This is a genomic window from Rathayibacter tritici (assembly GCF_002932875.1).
Classification (GTDB): Bacteria; Actinomycetota; Actinomycetes; order Actinomycetales; family Microbacteriaceae; genus Rathayibacter; species Rathayibacter tritici.
In genome coordinates, this window is the sequence record NZ_PSWS01000014.1 from 1 (window position 1) to 21404 (window position 21404).

Genomic DNA, 21404 nt, shown 5'->3' on the forward strand with positions numbered 1-21404 from the left:
GGGTTTCCGTTCGGGGAGGGGACCCGGGTGTGGAAGGTCGGGGGAAAGGTGTTCGCGCTCGAGACGGAGCGGTTCGGGCGGCCGGTGGTGAGCGTGAAGGCGCTGCCCGAGAACGTGGTGCACGTGGTCGCGGGAGTCGACGGGATCGCTCCCGGCTACCACCTCAATAAGAAGCACTGGGTGACGGTGGACGCCGGCGGGATCGTCGAGCCCGGGCTGGTGCTGGAGCTGATCGAGGAGTCGCACGCGATCGTCGTCGCGTCGCTGCCCCGACGGCTCCGCCTCACCCTCGACGGCACCGCTACGGGATCGCTGAACGAGGACCGCTGACCGGATCGGCGGGATCCCTGCCGCAGCAGAGGTCCCGCGAGGAGCGGCCTACAGGCCGTACGAGCGGAGGTACGCTGCGGTGTCGTGCCAGCCCTCGACGGCGAAGCACTCGACGCCCATCGCCTTGACGGGGTAATCGTTGCCATCGGGGTCGAGGCGGTCGCCGACGAAGATCATCTCGTCGAGAGGGATGCCGGTCAGCTCGGTGAGCTTGTTCATCCCGTACGCCTTATCGATGCCCTTGCGGGTGATGTCGACGGAGGTGGAGCCGCCGGAGCGGACCTCGAGGTCGGGGAGTACGGACTGCACGGCCTCGCGGAGGGTGTTCTTCTTCTCGCCGTCCGGGTCCCAGGCCTGCTTCACCTCGACGGGTGCGGCCTGGCCGAGGGCCGAGAAGGTGATCTGCGAGTCGCGGTCCTCGAGGATCGGGCCCCAGGTCTCCGACTCCCAGTAGCCGAGTTCCTTCGCCTTCTCCTCGACCGCGGCGAGGGCGCGTGACTTCTCGTCGTCGGTGAGGTTCTCGGCGTAGATCTGCGCCCAGTCGCCGTTCTCGTACCGGTAGTACTGCGTGCCGCAGGTGGGCATCAGGTGCAGCTTGGCGAGGACCTCGGGGTCGGCGCCCTCGAGGCGGTCGAGCACCTGCATCCGGAACTGGCCGATCTGGCCGCCCGAGATGATGCACACCTCGGTGGCCTGGAGCAGCTTCACGAAGAGGTCGGCCATCGCCGGGTCGACGGGGGACTTCGACGCGGCGAGGGTGTCGTCGAGGTCGAAGGCCATCAGGCGGGGCAGGGTGCTCATGGATCTCGTTTCACGGTCGGCAGACGGGGCGGTATCGAGGATACGGGGCGGCGCCGGAACGCGTGCGCGGTCGGCACGGGCGCCCTCCGCGCGCAGACTGGAGAGATGACCGCCGCCACAGCGCCCGACGGAGGACGACGCTCCGCCCCGCGCACTCTCGCCCGCCTCCTCCTGGGCCTCGTGCTCGTCACGGCGGGGACCGCCCACCTGACGCTCGCGCGGCAGGCCTTCCAGGCGCAGGTCCCGCCGTGGCTGCCGATGGACCCGGATGTCGTGGTCGTCGCCTCCGGATTCGTCGAGATCGCACTCGGGCTCGCGCTGGCGGTGCTCGCGCGGTGGCGGGTGGTCATCGGAGTCGCGGTCGCTGTGTTCTTCATCGCGGTGTTCCCCGGGAACGTCTCGCAGCTGGTGACGCGGACGCCGGCGTTCGGTCTCGAAACGGACACGGCACGGGCGGTGCGGCTCGTGTTCCAACCGCTGCTGGTGGTCTGGGCGCTCTGGTCGACGGGGGCGTTCTCGGCCTGGCGGGCGCATCGGTCGCGTACCGTCCGGGGCTGATCCGGGGCCCCGGACGGCGGCCGACGGGAGACCCGTCGACCGCCGTCCGACACTGCTCGGCTACGCGGCGCGGTGTCGCGCGATGACCAGCGCGAGACCCGAGAGCAGCAGCACCAGGGCGCCGCCGATCAGGCCGGCCGCGTCGGCACCGGTCTCAGCGAGCGAACCCGGTCCCGAGCCTGCGGCAACCGGAGCCCCTGTGGTGACGGGCTCCGGCGACGCAGGCGCCTCCGGCTGCTCGGTCGGGGTGCCGGGCTCGGTCGGCCCAGGCGCGACCGGAACCGCGGCGGCGGGCTGCGTCGTCAGCGACCAGTTGGGGTCGGAGAAGTCCGCCCGGTCGATCACGCCGCGGGCGGTCGACCAGTCGATGAGCAGCTGGCGGATCTCGAGGCGCTCGTCGTAGACGAGGGGAGCCTGCGCGACGGCCGGGTAGGCGCCTCCGCCGCTCTGACGATAGTTGTTGACCGCCATCACGAAGCGCTCGTCATCGGCGACCGGGGTCCCGTCGGCGTGGGAGAGATCGCGGATGCGCGAGCCGGCGGGCTGCGAGACGTCGATCACGTAGTCCACGCCCGAGATCGCGTCGTAGTTGTAATCCGGGATGCCGTCGGGCCGGTCCTCCGTCTTCGCGTTGGTGCCGGTCTCAGGGTCGAACACCGCACCCTCGGCCGTCTGGACGAAGTAGCGGGCCGAGAACTCGAGGTACTCGCGCACCTCGGCTCCGGTCACCTCGACCCCACGCAGAGTGTTCTCGTAGATGTACAGGCCCGCGATGTCGCGGATGCTGACCTGCCCCTTCGGGAACACGGCGGTGCGCGAGAACGGTGAGGCCTGCGAGATCACCGGCAGGTCGGCCCACTCCGTGCCCTCGAGGGCCGCCTCGACGGTCTGAGCCTGCACCGTGTTGATGAAGTCGATGATCGGAGTGTCCTCGTAACGAGACGTCGCGGCCGAGAGCTCCTCGACCGACTCCGCCACGGGGGTGTTCACGTACTCGATGGTGGTGGCGTGCTGCTCGGCGAGGGCGTCGACCAGCGCGGTCGACTCGTCTGCGATATCCGTCGCAGAGATGGGCTTCGCGACGGGGGCGCTGCCGGCGGACCAGTCGACCTCGAAGCCGCCAGCGGCGTCCGGAACGAGGTTCAGGGTGACCTCCGTGAGGCCCTGCGCCCAGAACTTCGGCTGGGTGACCAGCACCTGCTCGCCCGCGACATTCGTGAACAGTGTCTCCGGGACGTCCTTGTGGCTGTGGCCGGCGACGACCACGTCGATCCCGGGGACCTGCGTCGCGATGTTGTTCACGACGTCCTCGTTGAGATCGGCCGGGTCGTACTCCGCGTCCGGGACCGTGCCCTGGCCGGTGTGCGCGAGGACGACGACCACGTCGGCCTGCTCCTGCACGATCGGGACCCACTGCTTCGCGGCGGCGACCATGTCCTGGAACTCGAGCACGCCGTCGACGTACTGCTTGTCCCAGACGCGGACGCCAGGGGTGACCAGGCCGAGCACGCCGACGGTGACCGTCTTCCCGTCGATCTCGCGCTCGATCAGCGTGTACGGGTCGTGGTACGGCTTCCCGGTCGCGACATCGACGACGTTGGCGCCCAGCAGTGGGGCGTTCAGATCGCCCTCGTACGCGCTGAGCATGTCGAGCCCGTAGTTGTACTCGTGGTTGCCGACGACCTGGGCGTCGTAGCCGATGGTGTTGAAAGCGGTGGCGATCGGATGCGTCGTCTCGCCCGAGAGGACGCCCGCGGCGCCGTCGCCGAGACCGTAGTAGTAGGTGAGCGGCGTGCCCTGGATCGCGTCGCCGTTGTCCATGACGAGCACGGACTCCTCACCCTTTTCGGCACGGAGGCGGTCGACCTCGGTCGCGACGCGGGTGAGGCCCAGCGTTCCGGTGGCCGGGTAGGGCGCATTCGCGAAGTAGTCCCAGTCGTAGACGTGCCCGTGCGTGTCGGTCGTGGACACCAGGGTGAGCTCGACGCCGTTGTCGAGAGGGGCGGCCGAGGCGAGCGGAGCGGCGGTGGTGGCCCCGAGCGCGACGACGGCGAGGAGGCTTGCGGCGCGGAGTCTGCGCATCGTTGTCCTGTTCGCATGGTGAGTGGTGGATGAACGTCCTCGAATCTAGGCGCAGCGTGTGAACTGCGCATGACGGGATCGAGAGCATTGCTCGGCGATGCAGAGGCCAGGCCGCCCACTGCGCCCCTCCGCTAGAATCGAGCGGCTGGTCGCGCGGACGCGGCACGACTTCCGCGCCGAGCCCGCCCATCCGTACGCCCCTCCCGTCGAGAAGGACACGCCATGCCAGCAATCGTCATCACCGGCGCCCAGTGGGGCGATGAGGGCAAGGGACGAGCCACCGACCTCCTCGGCAGCCGCGTCGACTACGTCGTCAAGTTCAACGGTGGCAACAACGCCGGGCACACGGTCGTCGTGGGCGACGAGAAGTACGCTCTGCATCTGCTTCCCTCCGGGATCCTCACCCCGGGCGTCGTGCCCGTGATCGCGAACGGCGTCGTCGTCGACATCGAGGTGCTGTTCCACGAGCTCGAGGCGCTGAGCGCCCGCGGCGTCGACGTATCGAAGCTGCTCGTCAGCGCCAACGCCCACGTCATCACCAGCTATCACCGCACCCTCGACAAGGTCACGGAGCGCTTCCTCGGAAAACGCCAGATCGGCACGACCGGTAGAGGCATCGGCCCGGCCTATGCCGACAAGATCAACCGCGTCGGCATCCGCATCCAGGACCTCTTCGACGAGAACATCCTCCGCCAGAAGGTCGAGGGCGCCCTCGACCAGAAGAACCACCTGCTAGTGAAGGTCTACAACCGCCGCGCGATCCTGGTCGAGCAGGTGCTCGAGGATCTGCTGCAGTACACCGAGCGCCTGCGTCCGATGGTCGCCGACACGTCCCTCGTGCTCGCGCAGGCCCTCGACGCGGGCAAGACCGTGCTGTTCGAGGCCGGCCAGGCCACGATGCTCGACGTCGACCACGGCACCTACCCGTTCGTCACCTCCTCCAGCGCCACCTCGGGCGGCGCGGCCACCGGCTCCGGAGTCGCGCCGAACCGCATCGACCGGGTCATCGCCGTGATCAAGGCCTACACGACCCGCGTCGGAGCCGGCCCGTTCCCGACCGAGCTCTTCGACGAGTGGGGCGAGTACCTCCGCAAGCAGGGCTTCGAGTTCGGCACCACCACCGGCCGCCCGCGCCGCTGCGGCTGGTACGACGCGCCCATCGCCCGCTACTCCGCTCGAATCAACGGGGTCACCGACTTCGTGCTCACCAAGCTCGACGTGCTCTCGGGCCTGGAGAGAATCCCCGTCTGTGTCGCCTACGACGTCGACGGCGTCCGCCACGACGAGGTCCCCGTCTCGCAGAGCGACTTCCACCACGCGAAGCCGATCTACGAGGAGTTCCCCGGCTGGCAGGAGGACATCTCCGGGTGCCGCGACTTCTCGGACCTGCCGCAGACGGCGCAGGACTACGTCCGCGCCCTCGAGGCGATGAGTGGCGCCCGGTTCTCGGCGATCGGGGTCGGCCCGGAGCGCGAGCAGGTCGTCGTGCTGCACGATCTGCTCTGAGCCGTTCAGAGCAGGTGCAGGCCGCGCGCGATCGCGGCAAGGATCGCCCGCTCCACGTCGGGCCAGCAGGTGAGCACCTGAGACGCGGAGAACCGCAGGGTGACGTAGCCGTCGATCGAGGCGTGCAGATCACGGCGGCGATCGTTCTCGAAGTCGTGCGTCGATCGGCCGTCGAGCTCGACGATGAGGCTGCGGCCGATCACGAGGTCGACGCGCCCGACGCCGGGGATGTACACCTGCGCCCGGGCGGTGACGCCGATCAGGTGCAGGCGCCACCGGGCGAGGGTCTCCACGCCGCTCTGGGAGTCGTCGCGGGCGAACACGAGAAGCGCCTGCAGTCGGTGCGGGCAGGCGGCGCGCAGCTCGGCGAGGTCATCGGAACCGAGGATCCGCTTCTCGAGTGCGGACTCGAGCGCGACCAGCAGGTCTTCGTCGCCGACGGTCCGGCCGAGCTGGAGCAGCGCGTGGATCGGGGAGACGCGGAGCACCTCGTCCGCGGGATGCACCGGATCCCAGTGCAGTCGGACGCCGCGCGGTGCGGTGAGCCGGGCGGCGTGCGGCCCGACGTGCACGTGGAGCTCGGGCGAGCGCAGGACCCAGAGGCCGTGCGAGCGTGCCGCGTCGGTTGCCGCGAGGCGACCACCGAGACGGAAAGCGGCGAGGGCCTCCGGCGGGAGACGCGGCGAGGCGTACCAGCCGCGCCGGCCGCGGAGGAGGCGTCCGTCGCTGACCGCCGCCGTGAGGTCTCGGCCAGTAGCACCTGCCGCGAGCAGCTGCGATCGCGAGGCGACGCCGTCGCGCAGGGACAACTCGGTGTCGAAATCCATTCTGCGAGCCTGGCGCCTGAGGCCTGCCCGAGGAGGGGGCGATGGCCACAACCACGACGGCCGGACCGCCCGCGGTGCTTGTGGAGGGACGTTCGGTCCTCCGAGACGGGCGATCGTGTTCACAACTCAGGACGATCGGGCTGGAGGCGAGGCAGTCCAGCGGATCAGTCCGCGTCCCATCCGATCCTTCCTGCGTTGTGAACAGAACCACCCCGCCGAGCGCCGGATAATCGGCGCATGCAGATCTACGCCGACCTCCCAACCGTCCGCGCGCGGCAGATCGTGGCAGACGCCCTCGCACTCGGAGTCGCCGTCGTCGCGATCGCCGCGGGGATCGCGGTCGGCTCGCTGATCGCCGGACTCGCCGAGATCGGCCGCCGACTCGAGAGCGCCGGCAGCGGCTTCGGCTCGACGATGAGCGATGCGGGGACCACTCTGGGCGGCATCCCCCTCCTGGGCGACGCCGTGCGTGCTCCCTTCGACGAGGCGAGCGGCGCCGGCTCCGTGCTGGCGGCCGCCGGCCGCGACCAGCAGCAGCTTGCGAGCACGCTGGCCGTGGTCGCGGGGCTCGCCGTCGGCGGTCTTCCGGTCCTGCTCCTCGCCCTGCTGTGGCTCCGGCCGCGACTGCGCTTCGTCCGCCGCACCGCGCAGCTGCGGGCGCTCGGCTCGACCGTGGCCGGCTCCGAGTTGCTGGCCCTGCGTGCGCTCACCCAGGCGTCGCCACGCGAGATCCTCGCCGCGCATCCGGAGGCGGTGACCGGCTGGCGCCGCGGAGACCCCGACGCCACCGCCGCACTCGCAGCCCTCTCGCTGCGCCGCTCGGGGCTCCGAGCCCGCTGATCCGGGAGGCCGGCGGACCACTCCGGGTCCGTCGCTGGGATGACGGTGCGGGCCCCGGCGGACGACGCCGGCGACAGGAGCGGCTCCGTAGCGTCGAGGACATGCAGAACCAGACCTCCTCCGTCGTAGCGCGCGTCGAGGGCGTGCGCAAGCTCTACGGCAGCACCCCGCCCGTTGTCGCCCTCGACGACGTCACCCTCTCGATCCAGCGCGGCGAGTTCACCGCGGTGATGGGTCCGAGCGGATCCGGCAAGTCGACGCTCATGCACGTGCTCGCCGGACTCGACACGGCTTCCTCCGGCCGCGTGTTCCTCGGCGATGCGGAAATCACCTCCATGAGCGACGCCGAGCTCACCGTCCTGCGCCGCCGCAGTGTCGGTTTCGTCTTCCAGGCCTTCAACCTCGTGCCGACCCTCGACGTCCGCGGCAACATCCGCCTTCCGTTCGAGCTCGACGGCCGCGCCGTCACGGGCGCCGAGGAGGAGTGGATGAACCGGCTGATCGAGTCCCTCGGGCTCCGCGAGCGCCTCCGGCACCGGCCGCACGAGCTCTCGGGCGGCCAGCAGCAGCGGGTCGCGATCGCACGGGCGCTGGCCACTCGGCCGCAGCTGATCTTCGCCGACGAGCCCACCGGCAATCTCGACTCCCGCACCGGCCGCGAAGTTCTCACCCTGCTGCGCGCGTCCACGCGCGAGTACGGCCAGTCCATCGCGATGGTCACCCACGACCCGATCGCGGCGGCCTACGCCGACCGCATCGTCTTCCTCCGCGACGGGGCCGTCGTCGACGACCGCCGCGGGATGAGCGCGGAGGAGGTCTCGATCGCGATGCTCACGATGGAGGGCGCCGCGTGAGCAGCGTGCGTACGGGCTCGCACCAGGGCGGAGGCGCCATCGTCACCGTCGCCGCACTCGCCGCGGCGTTCGGCACCGTGCTGGTGCAGGTCATCGCCGACATGGTCGTGGCCTTCGCCGCGGCGGGGGTCGACAGCATCGGCCAGGTCGCCGCCATGCTCGGGATGGTCGGCGCCGTCTTCTTCGGTATCGCGGTGTTCGTGGGCGGGATCGTCACGGCCAATGCCGTCTCCACCGTCATCGCCGGGCGCACCCGCGAGATCGCCCTGCTGCGCCTGCTCGGCGCCTCCGGCCAGTCACTGCGTGGGGGGATCGTCCGCACGGGCCTCGTGCAGGGGCTCCTCGGCGCTGCGATCGGCCTGGTCGCCGGTGTCGCTCTCGTGGCGCTCGCCGCGGAACTCGCGATCCGGAGCGGCGCTTTGCCCCGCTTCGACTACCCGCTCGTTTCGCCCGGCCTGCTGCTGCCGCTGATCGCCGTGGTCGCCTCGACGGTCATCGCCTCGTGGTCCGGGTCGCGCCGCGTGCTCGTGGTGGCGCCGTCCCAGGCCGCGGGCTCCTCCGCGGAACCCCGTTATGAGGAGCTGCGTGGCCGCAGCGCCCGCAACGTCACGGCGATCGTCTTCGTCGTCGGCGGCGCGCTACTCCTGGCCGGCGGGGTGGTCGTTGGGCTCACCAACCCCGGCGGCGTCCTGCTCGGGCTCGTCGGAGGTATGGCGTCGTTCTCCGGGGTGATCCTCGGGGCGCCGGTCCTGCTTCCTCCGCTGACGGCCCTCGTCGGCCGAATCTTCGGAAACGGCCCCGTCGCGCGCCTCGCCTCCGCCAATGCCGTCCGCCATCCCGCGCGCAGCGCCCGCGCCGTCATCGGACTGGTGATCGGGGTATCCCTGGTCACGATGTTCGCGGTCGCCGCCGCCACCTTCAGCTCGATCATGCAGCGGTCGGGTGAGACGAACCCCGACGTGATCGTCGCGTTCGAGCAGTTCATCCAGGTGAGCACTGCGGTGATGAGCGTCCTGCTGGGCTTCTCGGTCGTCCTGGCCGCCGTCGGGATGGTCAACACGCTCTCGCTCAGCGTGCTGCAGCGCCAGCGTGAGCTGGGCCTGCTCCGCGCGCTCGGCTTCACTGGTTCGCAGGTGCGCGTCATGGTGGTCCTCGAGGCGGCGCAGATGATTGTCGCGGCGGCGATGCTCGGCATCGTGCTCGGCATCGTCTACGGCTGGTGCGGCGCGATCTCGGTGTTCGGCTCGCTGCCGGGCATCGGGTTGATCCCGCCGACCATCCCGGTGCCGATTTTGGTGGCCGTGCTCGTGGTGGGCGTCGTGATCACGGTCGTCTCGGCCGTGCTCCCCGCCCGTCGCGCGACGAAGGTGTCGCCGGTGGCCGCTCTCGCCGTGGCCTGAGGGCCCGCGCAGCCCGTCACGCCACGGACAAATCCCGCGGCGAGGGGCGCCCTCCCGCTGGGTCGGCACAACCTCGCTCGCCGACGTCGACCAAAGACGCGAGGCGGCCCACCTCGGTTGGACCGCCTCGTCGCCCAACGTGTGGAGCCCCGCCGTGAACCCGGAGGCGAAGCGGCTCGTGCTTGGGCTCGCCTTCGACAGCGGCCAAGAGCGGGTGAAGGTGCAGGCCGATACGGCCAACGCCCGCCCGCGCGCGGTGATCCTCCGCCTCGGTGCCCTGTTCGAGGGAGTGCTCCGCCACGACCAGCGGCGGGCCGACGGATCCTGGCGCGACACCGCAGTGCACTCGATCCTCGCCCCGGAAGCGAGGACGACGCGTGGCGAGCAGGCTCAGTGCCGGTAGGATCGACGCCCACGACTCCGCTCGCTCCTCCGCGGACGGGTGACTTTCTGAACGGAGAACCGCCTGATGGGGCGACTGATCTACGATTCGACCCTCGAGGTCGACTTCGATGACCGACTGCTGGCGCACCTGCAGATCGTGATCGGCTCGAAGCTCGCGCGCAATGAGTCGTTCTACTTCTCCTGGAAGGACTCCCAGGCGGTCGGCGACGGCCGGACCTCGATCTGGCTGCACCCGGCGATTCCGCTCCGCTTCAAGTACCACGGCGGTCGGGCGCCGAACATCAACCCGGACTGGATCCGCCAGCTCCTGACCGACTCGCACACCGCACACGGTCTGCGTATCAGCGAGGAACCCCACGGCACCCCTCGGCCGAGCGAGGAAAGTCTGCTGTGAGGCGTGTCGAGATCATGTACGGAGGAGCGCCGTTCAGTCTGAGTGAGACGACGGCGGCGGAGGTCCGCGAGAGTATCGATCGGGCTCTGGACGGGTCGGCCTCGCGCTGGATCACCGTCAACCAGGGCGAGGGCGAGCCTCGGGAGACGTCGATCCTGATCACGTCGGGTGTGGCGTTCTCTGTGGCCGACGTCCCGCGCTGACGAGCGCGCAGGCGCGTATCAGCCCGCGAGTACGCGCGGGAACTCGCCCGGGATCTCGCTCGCGAGGTAGCCGGTGGGCCCGATTCGCAGGGAGAGCCGGGTGTCCGCCTGCGTGTGCAGGAATGCTCCCCAGGCCGCCGCGCCCATCGGGTCGACGCCGCGCCCGCGCAGACCCGCCGTCGCTCCTGCGAGCACGTCACCACTGCCGGCGGTCGCCAGACCGGGGTGCGTGCCCTCGATGCGCACCGCGTCGCCGTCCGGTGAGGCAATCGTGTTGAACAGGCTCACGACCGCTCCGTAGCGTTCGGCGACGGCGACGGCAGCGCGCTCCACGTCCTCGACCTCGGCGCCGAGCAGGCGCGACGCCTCCTCCGTGTTCGGAGTAAGCAGGAGCCGGCCGGCGAGTCGCCGTGCGGTGCGGCGCTGGCCGGGCAGGACGCCCAGCGGGAAGGCGTCGAGGTGGACGGCGGGGACGTCGTCGAGCAGTGGTGCGAGGGCGCGCAGGGTCGCGGCGGTCGCACGCGGATCGTCGAGGCCAGGACCGATCAGGGCGACGTCCGCCGAGGCGAGCTCGCCGGCGAGGACGTCGAGGCCGCGCCCGGCGACGGAACCGGTGCGCGTCTCGGCGAGTGGAACCACTCCGCACTCGGGCAGCGCGACCGCGGTGGCCGACGCGACCGACTCGGCGACGCAGAGCGTGATCCGCCCCGCTCCGGTCCGCAACGCGGCGATCCCCGCGAGGATCGCGGCTCCGGGCGTCTTGCGGGCACCGCCGACCACGACAACGTCGCCTCGGGAGTGCTTCGACCCGCCGGGCTCGGGGAGGGGCCAGCGCTGCTCGAGCAGGGCGCGGGAGACGAGGTCACTCACGGGGGTGTCCTTCCCCGGCGGCGCGGTCGTCGTGCCGGGTGACGGGGGCGCCGGAGCGCTCGAGGTGGTCGGTGCGGTTGAAGAGCGCGAGCCGCCACTCCTCGCCCTCGCGGATGAGGCGGGTGACGGATCCGTTGGCGACCGGAGTGGAGGCGCCGATGTCGAGCAGCTCGTACTCCGACAGGCCCTCACAGACGTAGCGGAGCACGAGGACGACGGCGTCGTGGCAGAAGACGACGGCCGGTCCGGGCGCAGCGGCGGCGTCGAGGTGGTCGAGGAACGCGCGGGCGCGGAGCGCGAGGTCGGTCCAGGCCTCACCGCCCGCGGGCCGGTAGTAGAACTTGCCGAGCCAGTCGCGGCGCGCGGCCTCTTCCGGCAACCGGGCCCGCACTCCTGCTGTCGTGAGGCGGTCGGTGACGCCGAGGTCGCGGTCGCGCAGGCGCTCGTCGGCGCGGAGGGGCAGGTCGATGCCGGCCTCGGCGAGGGCGAGGCGGGCGGTGGTGGCGGCTCGGCGGTAGGGCGAGGTCCAGGCGGAGGCGGGGCGTGCCTCGTCCGCCAGCCAGCGGCCGAGCGCACGCGCCTGCTCCTCGCCCGCGGGGGAGAGTTCGACGTCGGGGTCACGGCGATCGACGGCGATCTCGTGCGCTCCCGAGGCCTCAGCGGCGCTCGCCGCGATGTTGGCGAGGCTCTCGCCGTGTCGGACGAGGAGGAGCTCGGTCGGGCCGGTGGCAGGGGCGGGCATGGCTCCACGCTCCGCCCCGCTGCCCGCGGGCACCAGGGGGTTCCGCGGCGGCGGCGGGGGTTGCTACGGCGTCGGGCGGTGTCTCAACCCGAGGGGTCTCGTCCGGCGGGGTCTCGTCCTGCGGGGTCTCGTCCGGCGGTGTCTCGTCCCGAGGGGTCTCGTCCCGCGGGGTCCGCGGAGGAGCGCTCCTCCGCGGACACCGCCGTGACGACCGCGGCGAGCGTCTCGAGATCGCTCAGGATGCGGAAGTGCCCGCCGGTCTCGATCCGCACGTTGACCGCGCCCTCGAGCATGCTGCCCTCGGGAATGTGCGGATCGAAGAGCCCGAAGACCGAGGTGATCCGCGCGTTCGCACCGGCGCGACTCGAGAGCAGGAGGGTCGTGGCGTCGCGCGGCGAGAATGCGCGCAGGCTGCGCAGCACGAGGTAGGGAGCATAACGGGAGCCGCCGAACGGAGTCGACACCGCGACCATCCGATCGACCCGCCCCTCGGGATCGAGCTCGGTCATCACGTACTTTCCAACGAGCCCGCCCTTGCTGTGCGCGACGATCACCACGTCGCGCAGGTGGTGCTCGGCGAGGTAGGTGGCCACGTCCTCCGCGGTGCGGGCAACCGGGCGGCCGTTGCGGCCGAGGCCCGTCAGCACGTGCAGCGGATGCCCGCGCTCGTGCAGCGGGTCGATGATCGGGCGCAGGAACGACCAGGTCTCCCAGATCCCCGGGAGGACCACGATCGGTCGCCGATCACCGTCCAGGTAGTCATCAGGGGCACGGCGTGAGAGGACGCCGCGCGCCTGCCAGGCGACGGCATAGGCGTAGTCGCGGATCCACCAGACGGCGTTGCGCAGCAGGCGCCGGAGGCGGCTCATGCGGCCGGCTCCGCGCGCAGCGTGAGCGGGGAGACGGGTGTCTCGCCGAGGGCGGCAGCGAAGCGGAGGATCTCCCGCGCAAGTGCGTCGGGCTCCGTGCGAGGAACGACGTGGCGGGAGCCGACGAATTCAACGAGCCGTCCCGCGCGCGCGTGAGCGGCCAGGCGCTCGCACCAGTCACGGGTGGCGATCGGATCGTCGCGGCCGCGCGCGACGAGCACCGGCACCTCCAGCTCGGCGAGCCGCTCCTGCATCGGGTACCGCAGCATCTCGGGGAGCTGACGCAGGTACCAGCGGACACCGCCGCGCAGGTAGTCGGCCAGCAGGATCGCGTCCACGCCCACTGGCTCGCCGAGGCAGTCGCGCAGCAGGGCCAGCCCCTGCCGGACGGCTCCCGGCCGCTCCGGATCGACCACCGGCCCGATCAGCACCGCTGCCTCGACCAGCCCGGGTGTACGCAGCCCGAGCTCGACGGCCACCTGCGACCCCATCGAGTGCCCCACGACGATGGCGCGCGAGACACTCAAGCCGCGCAGTGCCTGCTCGACCTGCTCCGCATGCTCCATAAGGCCCACCCTGCGCCGTGGACGCCGGTTGGCGCCGAACCCGGCGAGGTCGACGCCGATCACGCGGCCGTACCGCTTGAGCACGGCGGCGAGCGGCGAGAAGGTGTGGTGCGACATCCCGATCCCGTGGATCAGGACGAACACCGCCGTCGCGCCCGGCGGACCGACATCGACCGTGCGCAGCTCGACGCCGGCGACGAGGTGCCGTCTGTGATCAGCCTGAGGTGGGTTGCTGCGCATCTCCTCAGAGTACGGAGTCGCTTGGCCCTGCGCGTATGCAGAGCTTCGCTCAGGGTGGTCTAAGCACACGCCAAGATAAAGCCCGCAAGCGCGTGTTACGCGAGCGACGGCATGAGCACCGTCCATTCCCCCCGTGTGTTTTTGGACGACCCAACAGTCACGACATCGGCGATTGGACCGAGACGCTGCCGTAGCTTAATCAGCAAGTCTGACGGATCGATAATCGGAACGGCGCGGTCCTCGCAGTGAAGAACGATCTTCACAGCAGGCGCTTGTACAGAGCGGATAGCCAGCGTCTTCTCATGCATGTTCTCGGCTTTCCGGGTCGCCGCGGATAGGCCAGCAAGAGTTGCGGTGACCTTCTTCGCAACGATGGTGGCCAGTTCCGTTGGGTGCACCCCCCTTGCGTCGGCATGACGGTAGTCCTTCACTTCGATGAGAACCAAGCTGATGACCGCGCCGTCGAGGTCCCGCTGAATGGCCACCAGGTCGATTGCCTTTATCTCATCGTGAGTGCGAACGAAAACCTTTCGAAAAAAATCGGAGTCGTCGTACTTGAGGACATCCCAACTGCTTGGGAATAAGAAGCTAGCGCCGTCGACGTCGAGATTCATGCTTCGGTCACGGCGTCGAGGTAGCGGTCCGATTGAGCAAGCGACTCATCGAGACTGGCTAAGTGCTCTAGTTCTTCTAGATATTGGCCCACTGTGGTTCTGACCCCATCCTCTCCAGGGGAGAGTGTGACAAATTGCATCGGGGGGAAGTCCGCAGCCTCGTTTCGCTTCAAAATTTCGAGTTCTTTCATCAGGTAGAGGCTGTGCGTTCCGACGAAGACCTGGACTCCAGACCGCGCGAGCTGTGAGATGGTGCGGGCCACATGCCGAAGAACTCGAGGATTGAGATTAGCTTCCGGTTCATCCCAAAAAAGGAAGCCGCTGTCGAATAAAGTCCCATTGGCGATGAGCCTCGCGAGCATCGCTAACTTTCGCATCCCCTCCGCCACAAGCGGCATCTCATATTTTCCTCCACCAGGTACTTTGAGGTAGAAACGGCCTCCCTCTTCGACAACGCTGCCGCCAAGGGACTCCTCAAGGGGGGCGAGGAGTTTTTTCGCGCGTTCCTGGCGGGGGCCGCGGCTCAGCGGGAGTCCTAGAAGGATGCATGAATCTCGCCAGGTCTCTTCGAATTCAAGAGACGTTCTTTCGTAAAGCGAGACGAAACCAGGATAGATCGTCAGCAGCTCACGAGTCGGGAGGTAAACCGGCGTTCCTGTGAGGGGCTTGCTGAGCCGATGTTGAACATTGACCTCAGACTGTGAGTTGGTCGCGAATGAGAAGGAGACGCGTTGCTGGTCTCCAGAGAATTTTAGGTCGAGTCCGGCGCGCCCTCGTCCGACCCGTCGACGCACAAGGCGCCCTAAGCTCTCTGGTCGAAAGACGTTCACGAGCTTAGCGGCGAGCTGCTTGCCCAACGTTGCCGATAGTGAATCGCGCGGCGTCTGATCTGCGGACAGAACCGAGTACATAGCTTTGAGAAGATGGGACTTTCCAGCACCGTTCTCGCCAGCGAAGACATTGATGCCACTGGCTAGAGGGAGATCGAGGTCGGAAAATACGGTGAAATCTTTGACGCGGAGGCGCTCGATGGTTGAGGTCATGCAGACGCCGTTCTGTTCGGGGATGGGCTCTTTCGCACCCTATCGGGGTCTCGGGACGAGAGACGCCGGACGCGCACGATCGGCGCGTGCAAGAACCTGATCACGCGGAACGCGTGAAGGCTCGGTGAAGGGGCTCCCGCGCCTGGGCACAACTTGTCCGGCCGGGCGCCTCGCCGCCCTCGCTGTCAAGAGGCTCCTTCCCGGCGGCGGCCCTGCCTAGCCTCGGAGCAGGGGTCGGCGGGTGTCGGCCACGGAGGGATGACGACATGCGGATCGCGATCGTCGGAGCGACGGGCAATCTGGGCACGGCACTGCTGCGACGCCTGCACGGCGAGGCCGGGGTGGAGGAGGTCGTCGGTATCGCGCGCCGCGCAGCGCGGCCCCGCTCCGCGGCGTATCGCGACGTGCGCTGGATCGAGGTCGATCTCGTCTCCAGCGAGGCGCCGCGCCTGCTCCGCGAGGCCTTCGTCGGCATCGACGCCGTCGTGCACCTCGCCTGGGCGCTGCAGCCCAGCCACGACGAGCCGTTCCAGCGGCTGGTCGACGTCGGAGGCACCGCGGCCGTGCTCGCGGCCGCTACCGCTGCGGGTGTCGGCCAGGTCGCGGTCGCCTCCTCGGTCGGCGCCTACAGCGCGGCGCCCAAGTCGATCCGCGTGGACGAGGACTGGCCGACTGGCGGCCTGCACACCTCGACCTACAGCCGCCATAAGGCCGCGAACGAGCGGCAGCTCGATACTTTCGAGCAGGAGCACCCCGAGATCATCGTCACGCGCCTGCGGCCGGGGCTGGTGTTCCAGCGCGGAGCGGCCACCGAGATCGCCGGGCTCTTCGCGGGCCCGCACTACCCCACGCGGTGGCTGAAGGCGATTCGGATTCCGGTACTGCCGCTGCCGAAGAACGTGATCTTCCAGGGGGTGCACGCCGACGACGTGGCCGATGCCTTCTGGCGCGCGATCGACCGGCGTGCCGGGGGAGCGTTCAACATCGCGGCCGAGCCTGTCCTCACTCCGGAGCGGCTGGCCCGCGCGTTCGGTGCCCGCCTGGTCACGGTGCCCTTCGCGCTCCTCCGCTCAATCGTCACCGCGACCTGGCACCTCCGGGTGCAGCGCACCGACGCGGGCTGGCTCGACATCGCCGGCAACGTCCCCGTGATGTCCACCGAGCGGGCGCGCGCCGAGCTGGGGTGGTCGCCGACCCGCACGGCGGAGGAGGCGCTGGCCGAACTCGTCACGGGCCTGGCCGATCGCGCGACCGTGCCGGGCTCGCCTCCGCTCCGGGGTTGATCCGGCGGGCGCGACCGTTGCAGGCGCGCGCCCGGCGGATACCCGCGGGAGCGCGCCTGCGCCGGGTCAGTCGGCGACGCGGATGAGCACCTTGCCGGTGGCCCCCTGCTCGACCGCGTCGTGGGCCGCGGCGGTCTCCTCTAACGGGAACCAGGTCACCGGCAGACCCGCCTCCTCGCCCACCGGCAGCGCGCCGTCGACGAGTGCCGCGGTGATGTCCTCGGCCGCGGACTGCAACGCTTCTTCGCCCACTGTGTAGAGCAGGAGACCCTGCCAGCGCGCGTTCTTCGCGAAGCTGGCGACGATCGGGACGGTGAACTCGTCACCGTTGTTATTCGCGTAGTAGCCGATGCTGCCGTGGTTGGCGAGCACCTCCACATCGAGCGCGGCGTTCTGCGCGGGGGCCACCTCGACCACGTGCTCGACGCCGTCGGGCGCGAGTTCGCGGATCCGGTCGGCGAGCGCGTCGTCGGGGTACTGAAGCACGTGCTGCGCGCCGGCCGCCCGAGCGAGGCGCTCCTTGGAGTCGCTGCTCACTGTGGCGATCACGGTCGCTCCGGCCCAGACGGCGAGCTGGATCGCGGCGTGGCCGACGGCGCCGGCGCCGCCCTGGACCAGGACGGTGCGGCCGGCGAGCGCTCCGGGTGCGAGGCGGGAGGGGCCGTGCTCGTGCACGGTGAGGGCGCGGTGGGCGGTCATCGCGGGGACGCCGAGGCTTGCGGCGATGTCGGTTCGGATGCCGTCGGGCAGGCGCACGACGTGCTCTGCAGCGAGCACTGTCGACTCCTGCGCGGTGCCGGTCGGGCGGCGGTGCGCGGAGAGGTACATCCAGACGCGGTCGCCGACCGCCAGGTGCTCGACGTCCTCGCCGACCGCATCGACGATGCCGGCGCCGTCCTGGTTCGGTACCACCTCGTCGAAGGCGAGGTCGCCGTCAGCGCGCGCCTTCCAGTCGGTCGGATTCACACCCGATGCGAGGACGCGGACGCGGACCTCGTCGGGGCCAGGCACCCGCTCCTCCCGGTCGACGAGGGAGAGGACGGAGGAGTCACCGGTGCGGGAGTAGACGATCGATCGCATACGGAGGCCAAGGAACGCGGCAGGCCCGGTATTCCCGGCCGGGCGATTTCGCGGAGGTGGTGTTCCGCGCCAGCGGCAGCAGAGCGTCCGAGCCCCGCCATAAGGTGACGCTCACTCACAACGCCTCGGGTGGGAGGCAGAAAGGAGGAGTCGTGCAGGTGCGGTTCCACGCGGAGACGGCGGCAGTGCTCTCCTCTCGGCTCCGCTGCTCAGCGGAGGACCTTGGGCGCCAGGGCGTCGAACGGCAGGCTTCGGTGGTCGATGTCGAGACCGACTTCGCGGGGATCGCGCAGCAGCTCTTCGCTCGGGCCTGCCAGACCTCTGCCAATGATCGGAGGGAGCTCATCGCCTCCCTCCGGACGCTCGCCGATCAGGTCGACCACATGGCGGAGCAGGCGGCGCAGGAGCAGCGGCGCCGCGACGATCTCGACGGCTGGTACGAGCGGGAGACGGCCCGACTCCGCGCCCGCGTGCCCGGGGACCCGACCCAGGCGGTGCAGGACGAATGGGCGAGGATCACGGATCCCCGTCCCTCCTCCGAGCCGCTTCGACCTCGCCCGATCCGCGTGTCGTTCCGCGCGCAGGGACGCTCCCACTCGGCCGAGGGCGCGCCTGCCTCGGGTCGAAGCTCGGCCGATCCGGTGCGCTTGAGGAGTTTCGTCGGAGTCGCGCGTGCGCTCGACCGTGAGGCACACGACCTCTGGAGTCGGCTCAGCGGCGTCTGGACCGACTTCACCGCCTCCTGCTCCTGGGCGCCCATCGAGCAGATGGATGTGCTCGACGGCTTCGTCTCGTTCCTTAGCGAGAACGCCTGGGACGCCGATTGGGCCGAGCGCGTCGCGGAGGCCTTCGAGCGAGCGGGCGGCGGGCTGCTCTCGGATGTCACGATCGGCACCTGCGCGCTCGGGCGGCTGCCCAGTCCGCTACGGAAGCTCCTTGATCCCGCGCTCGCCTCGCCGGACGTGCTCGCGGCGTGGACGGCGTCCGGCCTCACCCCGGCGGACGTCGCCGGTCTTCCGCTCTCGACGCAGATCGCGTTCGCCGATCTCGACGGGCTGCCGGCCGCCGCCCGCGACGCCGCCTCGCGCGCTGTGCTCGCTGCGGCGGAGCGCGACCCGCAATGGGTGTACCTGGCCCTGGGGCTGGGAGGCGGGCAGGGCATCGGGTTGACCGAGTTCACGGCGCAGATGAGTGCGCTGCGAGAGGCGGTGAGGGATGCGGACGAAAAGGCGAAGAAGCTGCCGACCGGGCCCGCGGGGCAGGGTGCGCAGTTGGTCGGGCTCAGTGTCGACGATGGCGCGTTGGTCGCGGCCATCTCGCTGGGCGACCTCGATACGGCGGACCGCGTCACTGTGAACGTGCCGGGAGCGCTCACGACGGTCGGCGACATGAAGCAGAACGTCCGGGTGGCGAGAGATCTGTTCGACGGTGCCGCTTCCATCGACCCTCACAGCTCCTTCGCTGTCGTCTCGTGGATCGGCTACCATGCTCCGGGGAACCTCGAGGTGTGGAGCGACGAGCGGGCCGATTCTGGGTCCCCGCGATTAGGCGGCTTCATCGATGGCGTCCTCGACGCGCGCCGGGACGTTCCGCCCGAGAGCACCACCGTTCTCGCCCACTCCTACGCGTCACCGTTAACGGTGGACGCCTGTAGCGACCTGCGTCATCGCATCGATGCCTTCGTCTCCTACGGCTCTGTGGGTGTCGGCCGAGATACTGACGTGGACGAGCTGAATGTCGACAAGGTCTTTGCCACCGAGGCCGACTTCGACGTCTGGGCAAGCGTGGGACGTCTGGGGAACCTGGGTCCGCGGGTAGATCTCCGCATGATTGACGGCGTACGCACCATCTCCGCCGCAGAGGGGGACGGGACGAGAGCGGTGACCGGGCACGACATGTCTCCCGATGAGTCGACCGGCGCCGTCGGCTACCTCTCCCCAGATTCGACCTCGTTTGCGTCCGTGGTGCAGGTCATCGCGACAGGGGACGTCATTCGGTGAGAAGACGATCAACGTTTCGGCGGGCAGGCCGTGCCGTGCTGGCGACGGCGCTGCTGATGATGCTGGTCTGTGGGTGCGGATTGGATGGAAAGGGGAACTTCATGACACAGCGGCGGGATGCGGCGGGGATGACGCGGGCGGAGGTGGCGGGTCTGACGTTGGAGGAGGAGTTCGAGCTGAATGCGCAGCATTACGTGCATGCGCAGGAGTTGTTGCGGGATGCGCAGTTGCGGATCAGTGATGGTGTGTGGAGGTGGAATGGTGGGGAGACGCTGCCTGAGGAGGGGTTTAACGGTGGTGTCGGGGGTGGTCTTCCGGGTGGTAACGGTGAGAACAGCTACTACGTTACGTGCGCTCGGATCATCGAGCCGCCAGGTGCTCAGGGGGAGAAGTCGGATTTGGATCCGATGGTGGCGTACTTCGAGGAACAGGGGTGGAAGTACTTTGTTCGGGAGACGTTGGAGAGTGCTGATCTGTGGGGGATCACGGGTGACGGTTATCGGATTAAGTACTTCATCCAAGCGAGCGGAGTGTATTCGATCAGGGTGTACAGCGAACTGTTTTGGACGAATGATGCTCACGCCCTGTTCGAGGCTGTCGCATCTCGCGATTATGATCCATTTCTTGAGGAGTCGCTTCCCGGCGTGTATGTGCCTTTCCCGCGCTGGGATAATCCGATTCGTCCGCTGGGTCGGCAGTGACAGGCCGGAGAGTTCTCGCGCGGATTGCTGGGGTTTTCGTGGCCCTCTTCGTCCTGTTGGGGTGCTGGCCTGACGCGTCGGTGCAGCGGCGGGATGCGGCGGGGATGACGCGGGCGGAGGTGGCGGGTTTGACGTTGGAGCAGGAGTTCGAGCTGAATGCGCAGCACTATGCGCATATGAACGAGTTGTTGCGGGATGCGCAGTTGCGGATCAGTGATGGTGTGTGGAGGTGGAGCGGTGGCGAGACGCTACCCCAGGAGGGATATAACGGTGGCGTCGGGGGTGGTCTGCCGGGTGGGACGGGTGAGAACAGCTATTACGTTCGTGGGGGTCGGATTGTCATGCCGGAGGGCGCGACTGGCTCTCTCGACGATCTGGATCCGATGCGGATATATTTCGAGGAGCGGGGGTGGCAATACTATACTCGCGAGCGTACGATCGATGCTGAGATATGGGGCATTTCCGGTGACGGGTATCGGGTAAAGTACTTCATCCAGGCGAGTGGGGTGTATTCGATCCAGGTGTTCAGTGAATTGTTCTGGACGAATGATGCCCATGCTTTGTTCGAGGCGGTCGCGTCGAGAAGAGAGAGGGAGCATCCCGAGGAGTCGCTTCCCGGCGTGTATGTTCCCTTTCCGAGCTGGGATAGTCCGGTCCGTCCCCTGGGTCGCCAATGACCTCTCGGAAGGTGTTCGCGAGGATCGTTGGGGTTCTTGTGGCTCTCGTCGTTATGTCGGCGTGTTCGTCGAACGTGATGGCGGAGCGGCGGGATGCGGCGGGGATGACGCGGGCGGAGGTGGCGGGTTTGACGTTGGAGCAGGAGTTCGAGCTGAATGCGCAGCACTATGTGCATATGAACGAGGTGTTGCGGGATGCGCAGTTGCGGATCAGTGATGGTGTGTGGAGGTGGAATGGTGGGGAGACGCTGCCTGAGGAGGGGTTCAACGGTGGTGTCGGGGGTGGTCTTCCGGGTGGCACCGGCGAGAACAGCTACTACGTTACGTGCGCTCGGATCATCGAGCCGCCAGGGGCTCAGGGGGAGAAGTCGGATTTAGATCCGATGGTGGCGTACTTCGAGGAACAGGGAGGCTTATGCAAAATTGGTTTTTTGCCGAGTGAAAAAGATGAGTCCGCGGACGGCGTTGAAGGCATCTCGGAAGGTGCGCAGTGGCCGCCGGTAGTCGGTGTGGAATATC

At 69.0% G+C, this 21404-nt stretch carries 24 protein-coding genes; 14 read left to right on the forward strand and 10 right to left on the reverse strand.

The window, feature by feature from the left end; genetic code table 11:
* Positions 1–330 (forward strand): MmcQ/YjbR family DNA-binding protein (locus C5D07_RS02405; RefSeq protein ID WP_104258587.1); only part of this gene is annotated, 330 nt, incomplete at its 5' end.
* A gap of 48 nt (positions 331–378) precedes the next feature.
* On the opposite strand, the gene C5D07_RS02410 is transcribed toward C5D07_RS02405, so the two are convergent.
* Positions 379–1131, reverse strand: coding sequence for an HAD-IIB family hydrolase (locus tag C5D07_RS02410; RefSeq protein WP_104258588.1), 753 nt, complete (start codon positions 1129–1131; stop codon positions 379–381).
* Positions 1132–1236: 105 nt separating this feature from the next.
* Between C5D07_RS02410 and C5D07_RS02415 the strand changes: the two genes are divergently transcribed.
* Positions 1237–1689, forward strand: coding sequence for a DoxX family protein (locus C5D07_RS02415; protein WP_068250552.1), 453 nt, complete (start codon positions 1237–1239; stop codon positions 1687–1689).
* A 60-nt stretch (positions 1690–1749) separates the two neighbouring features.
* On the opposite strand, the gene C5D07_RS02420 is transcribed toward C5D07_RS02415, so the two are convergent.
* Entirely contained in the window at positions 1750–3771 is a 2022-nt protein-coding gene (locus tag C5D07_RS02420; protein WP_104258589.1) for a 5'-nucleotidase C-terminal domain-containing protein, read from the reverse strand.
* A gap of 222 nt (positions 3772–3993) precedes the next feature.
* Between C5D07_RS02420 and C5D07_RS02425 the strand changes: the two genes are divergently transcribed.
* Positions 3994–5277: an adenylosuccinate synthase gene (locus C5D07_RS02425; protein ID WP_104258590.1), complete on the forward strand. Its 1284-nt coding sequence runs from the start codon at positions 3994–3996 to the stop codon at positions 5275–5277.
* 5 nt (positions 5278–5282) lie between these two features.
* Here the strand turns inward: C5D07_RS02425 and C5D07_RS02430 are convergent, their stop codons facing one another.
* Complete coding sequence (locus C5D07_RS02430; protein WP_104258591.1) at positions 5283–6104, reverse strand: endonuclease domain-containing protein; 822 nt, start codon at positions 6102–6104, stop codon at positions 5283–5285.
* A gap of 237 nt (positions 6105–6341) precedes the next feature.
* Between C5D07_RS02430 and C5D07_RS02435 the strand changes: the two genes are divergently transcribed.
* The 6 genes from C5D07_RS02435 to C5D07_RS02460 all read left to right on the forward strand — a co-directional run bounded on the left by C5D07_RS02435 (position 6342) and on the right by C5D07_RS02460 (position 10200).
* On the forward strand, positions 6342–6944 hold the full coding sequence (locus tag C5D07_RS02435) for a hypothetical protein (RefSeq protein WP_068250563.1): 603 nt from the start codon (positions 6342–6344) through the stop codon (positions 6942–6944).
* A 101-nt stretch (positions 6945–7045) separates the two neighbouring features.
* Positions 7046–7798 carry an ABC transporter ATP-binding protein gene (locus tag C5D07_RS02440; RefSeq protein WP_104258592.1) on the forward strand — a complete coding sequence of 251 codons (753 nt, stop codon included), beginning with the start codon at positions 7046–7048 and terminating at the stop codon, positions 7796–7798.
* A complete protein-coding gene (locus C5D07_RS02445; RefSeq protein ID WP_104258593.1) occupies positions 7795–9198 on the forward strand; it encodes an ABC transporter permease in 1404 nt (467 codons plus the stop codon). Before C5D07_RS02440 ends, C5D07_RS02445 begins: the two co-directional genes overlap by 4 nt.
* Before the next feature lie 31 nt (positions 9199–9229).
* Complete coding sequence (locus C5D07_RS02450; protein WP_146076784.1) at positions 9230–9601, forward strand: GNAT family N-acetyltransferase; 372 nt, start codon at positions 9230–9232, stop codon at positions 9599–9601.
* A 66-nt stretch (positions 9602–9667) separates the two neighbouring features.
* A complete protein-coding gene (locus tag C5D07_RS02455) occupies positions 9668–9997 on the forward strand; it encodes a DUF7882 family protein (RefSeq protein ID WP_068250575.1) in 330 nt (109 codons plus the stop codon).
* Entirely contained in the window at positions 9994–10200 is a 207-nt protein-coding gene (locus C5D07_RS02460; protein WP_068250580.1) for a hypothetical protein, read from the forward strand. Before C5D07_RS02455 ends, C5D07_RS02460 begins: the two co-directional genes overlap by 4 nt.
* Before the next feature lie 18 nt (positions 10201–10218).
* On the opposite strand, the gene C5D07_RS02465 is transcribed toward C5D07_RS02460, so the two are convergent.
* The 6 genes from C5D07_RS02465 to C5D07_RS02490 form a co-directional block, all read right to left on the reverse strand.
* A complete protein-coding gene (locus C5D07_RS02465; RefSeq protein WP_068250582.1) occupies positions 10219–11070 on the reverse strand; it encodes an ADP-dependent NAD(P)H-hydrate dehydratase in 852 nt (283 codons plus the stop codon).
* On the reverse strand, positions 11063–11812 hold the full coding sequence (locus C5D07_RS02470; RefSeq protein ID WP_104258594.1) for a histidine phosphatase family protein: 750 nt from the start codon (positions 11810–11812) through the stop codon (positions 11063–11065). The genes C5D07_RS02465 and C5D07_RS02470 overlap by 8 nt, the downstream gene beginning before the upstream one ends.
* An 83-nt stretch (positions 11813–11895) precedes the next feature.
* Positions 11896–12681, reverse strand: coding sequence for an esterase/lipase family protein (locus C5D07_RS02475; protein WP_170063491.1), 786 nt, complete (start codon positions 12679–12681; stop codon positions 11896–11898).
* A complete protein-coding gene (locus C5D07_RS02480; protein WP_068250587.1) occupies positions 12678–13487 on the reverse strand; it encodes an alpha/beta fold hydrolase in 810 nt (269 codons plus the stop codon). Before C5D07_RS02480 ends, C5D07_RS02475 begins: the two co-directional genes overlap by 4 nt.
* A gap of 95 nt (positions 13488–13582) precedes the next feature.
* Positions 13583–14101, reverse strand: a complete 519-nt coding sequence (locus C5D07_RS02485; protein WP_104258596.1) for a hypothetical protein — start codon at positions 14099–14101, stop codon at positions 13583–13585.
* Positions 14098–15144, reverse strand: coding sequence for an AAA family ATPase (locus tag C5D07_RS02490; RefSeq protein WP_104258597.1), 1047 nt, complete (start codon positions 15142–15144; stop codon positions 14098–14100). The genes C5D07_RS02485 and C5D07_RS02490 overlap by 4 nt, the downstream gene beginning before the upstream one ends.
* A 266-nt stretch (positions 15145–15410) precedes the next feature.
* Here C5D07_RS02490 and C5D07_RS02495 point away from each other — a divergent pair, with 266 nt between their 5' ends.
* Positions 15411–16427 carry an NAD-dependent epimerase/dehydratase family protein gene (locus C5D07_RS02495; RefSeq protein ID WP_104258598.1) on the forward strand — a complete coding sequence of 339 codons (1017 nt, stop codon included), beginning with the start codon at positions 15411–15413 and terminating at the stop codon, positions 16425–16427.
* A gap of 66 nt (positions 16428–16493) precedes the next feature.
* On the opposite strand, the gene C5D07_RS02500 is transcribed toward C5D07_RS02495, so the two are convergent.
* Positions 16494–17507, reverse strand: a complete 1014-nt coding sequence (locus tag C5D07_RS02500; RefSeq protein WP_104258599.1) for an NADPH:quinone reductase — start codon at positions 17505–17507, stop codon at positions 16494–16496.
* Between the two features lie 152 nt (positions 17508–17659).
* Here C5D07_RS02500 and C5D07_RS02505 point away from each other — a divergent pair, with 152 nt between their 5' ends.
* From C5D07_RS02505 to C5D07_RS15615, 4 genes are all read left to right on the forward strand, one after another.
* The gene (locus tag C5D07_RS02505; RefSeq protein ID WP_104258600.1) at positions 17660–19507 is read left to right on the forward strand and encodes an alpha/beta hydrolase; all 1848 of its coding nucleotides are present in this window, start codon (positions 17660–17662) and stop codon (positions 19505–19507) included.
* A 35-nt stretch (positions 19508–19542) separates the two neighbouring features.
* On the forward strand, positions 19543–20208 hold the full coding sequence (locus C5D07_RS02510) for a hypothetical protein (protein ID WP_068256112.1): 666 nt from the start codon (positions 19543–19545) through the stop codon (positions 20206–20208).
* A gap of 38 nt (positions 20209–20246) precedes the next feature.
* Positions 20247–20885, forward strand: a complete 639-nt coding sequence (locus C5D07_RS02515; protein ID WP_104258601.1) for a hypothetical protein — start codon at positions 20247–20249, stop codon at positions 20883–20885.
* 38 nt (positions 20886–20923) lie between these two features.
* Positions 20924–21404, forward strand: a 481-nt coding sequence (locus tag C5D07_RS15615) for a hypothetical protein (protein WP_170063492.1), incomplete at its 3' end; no start/stop codon positions are given.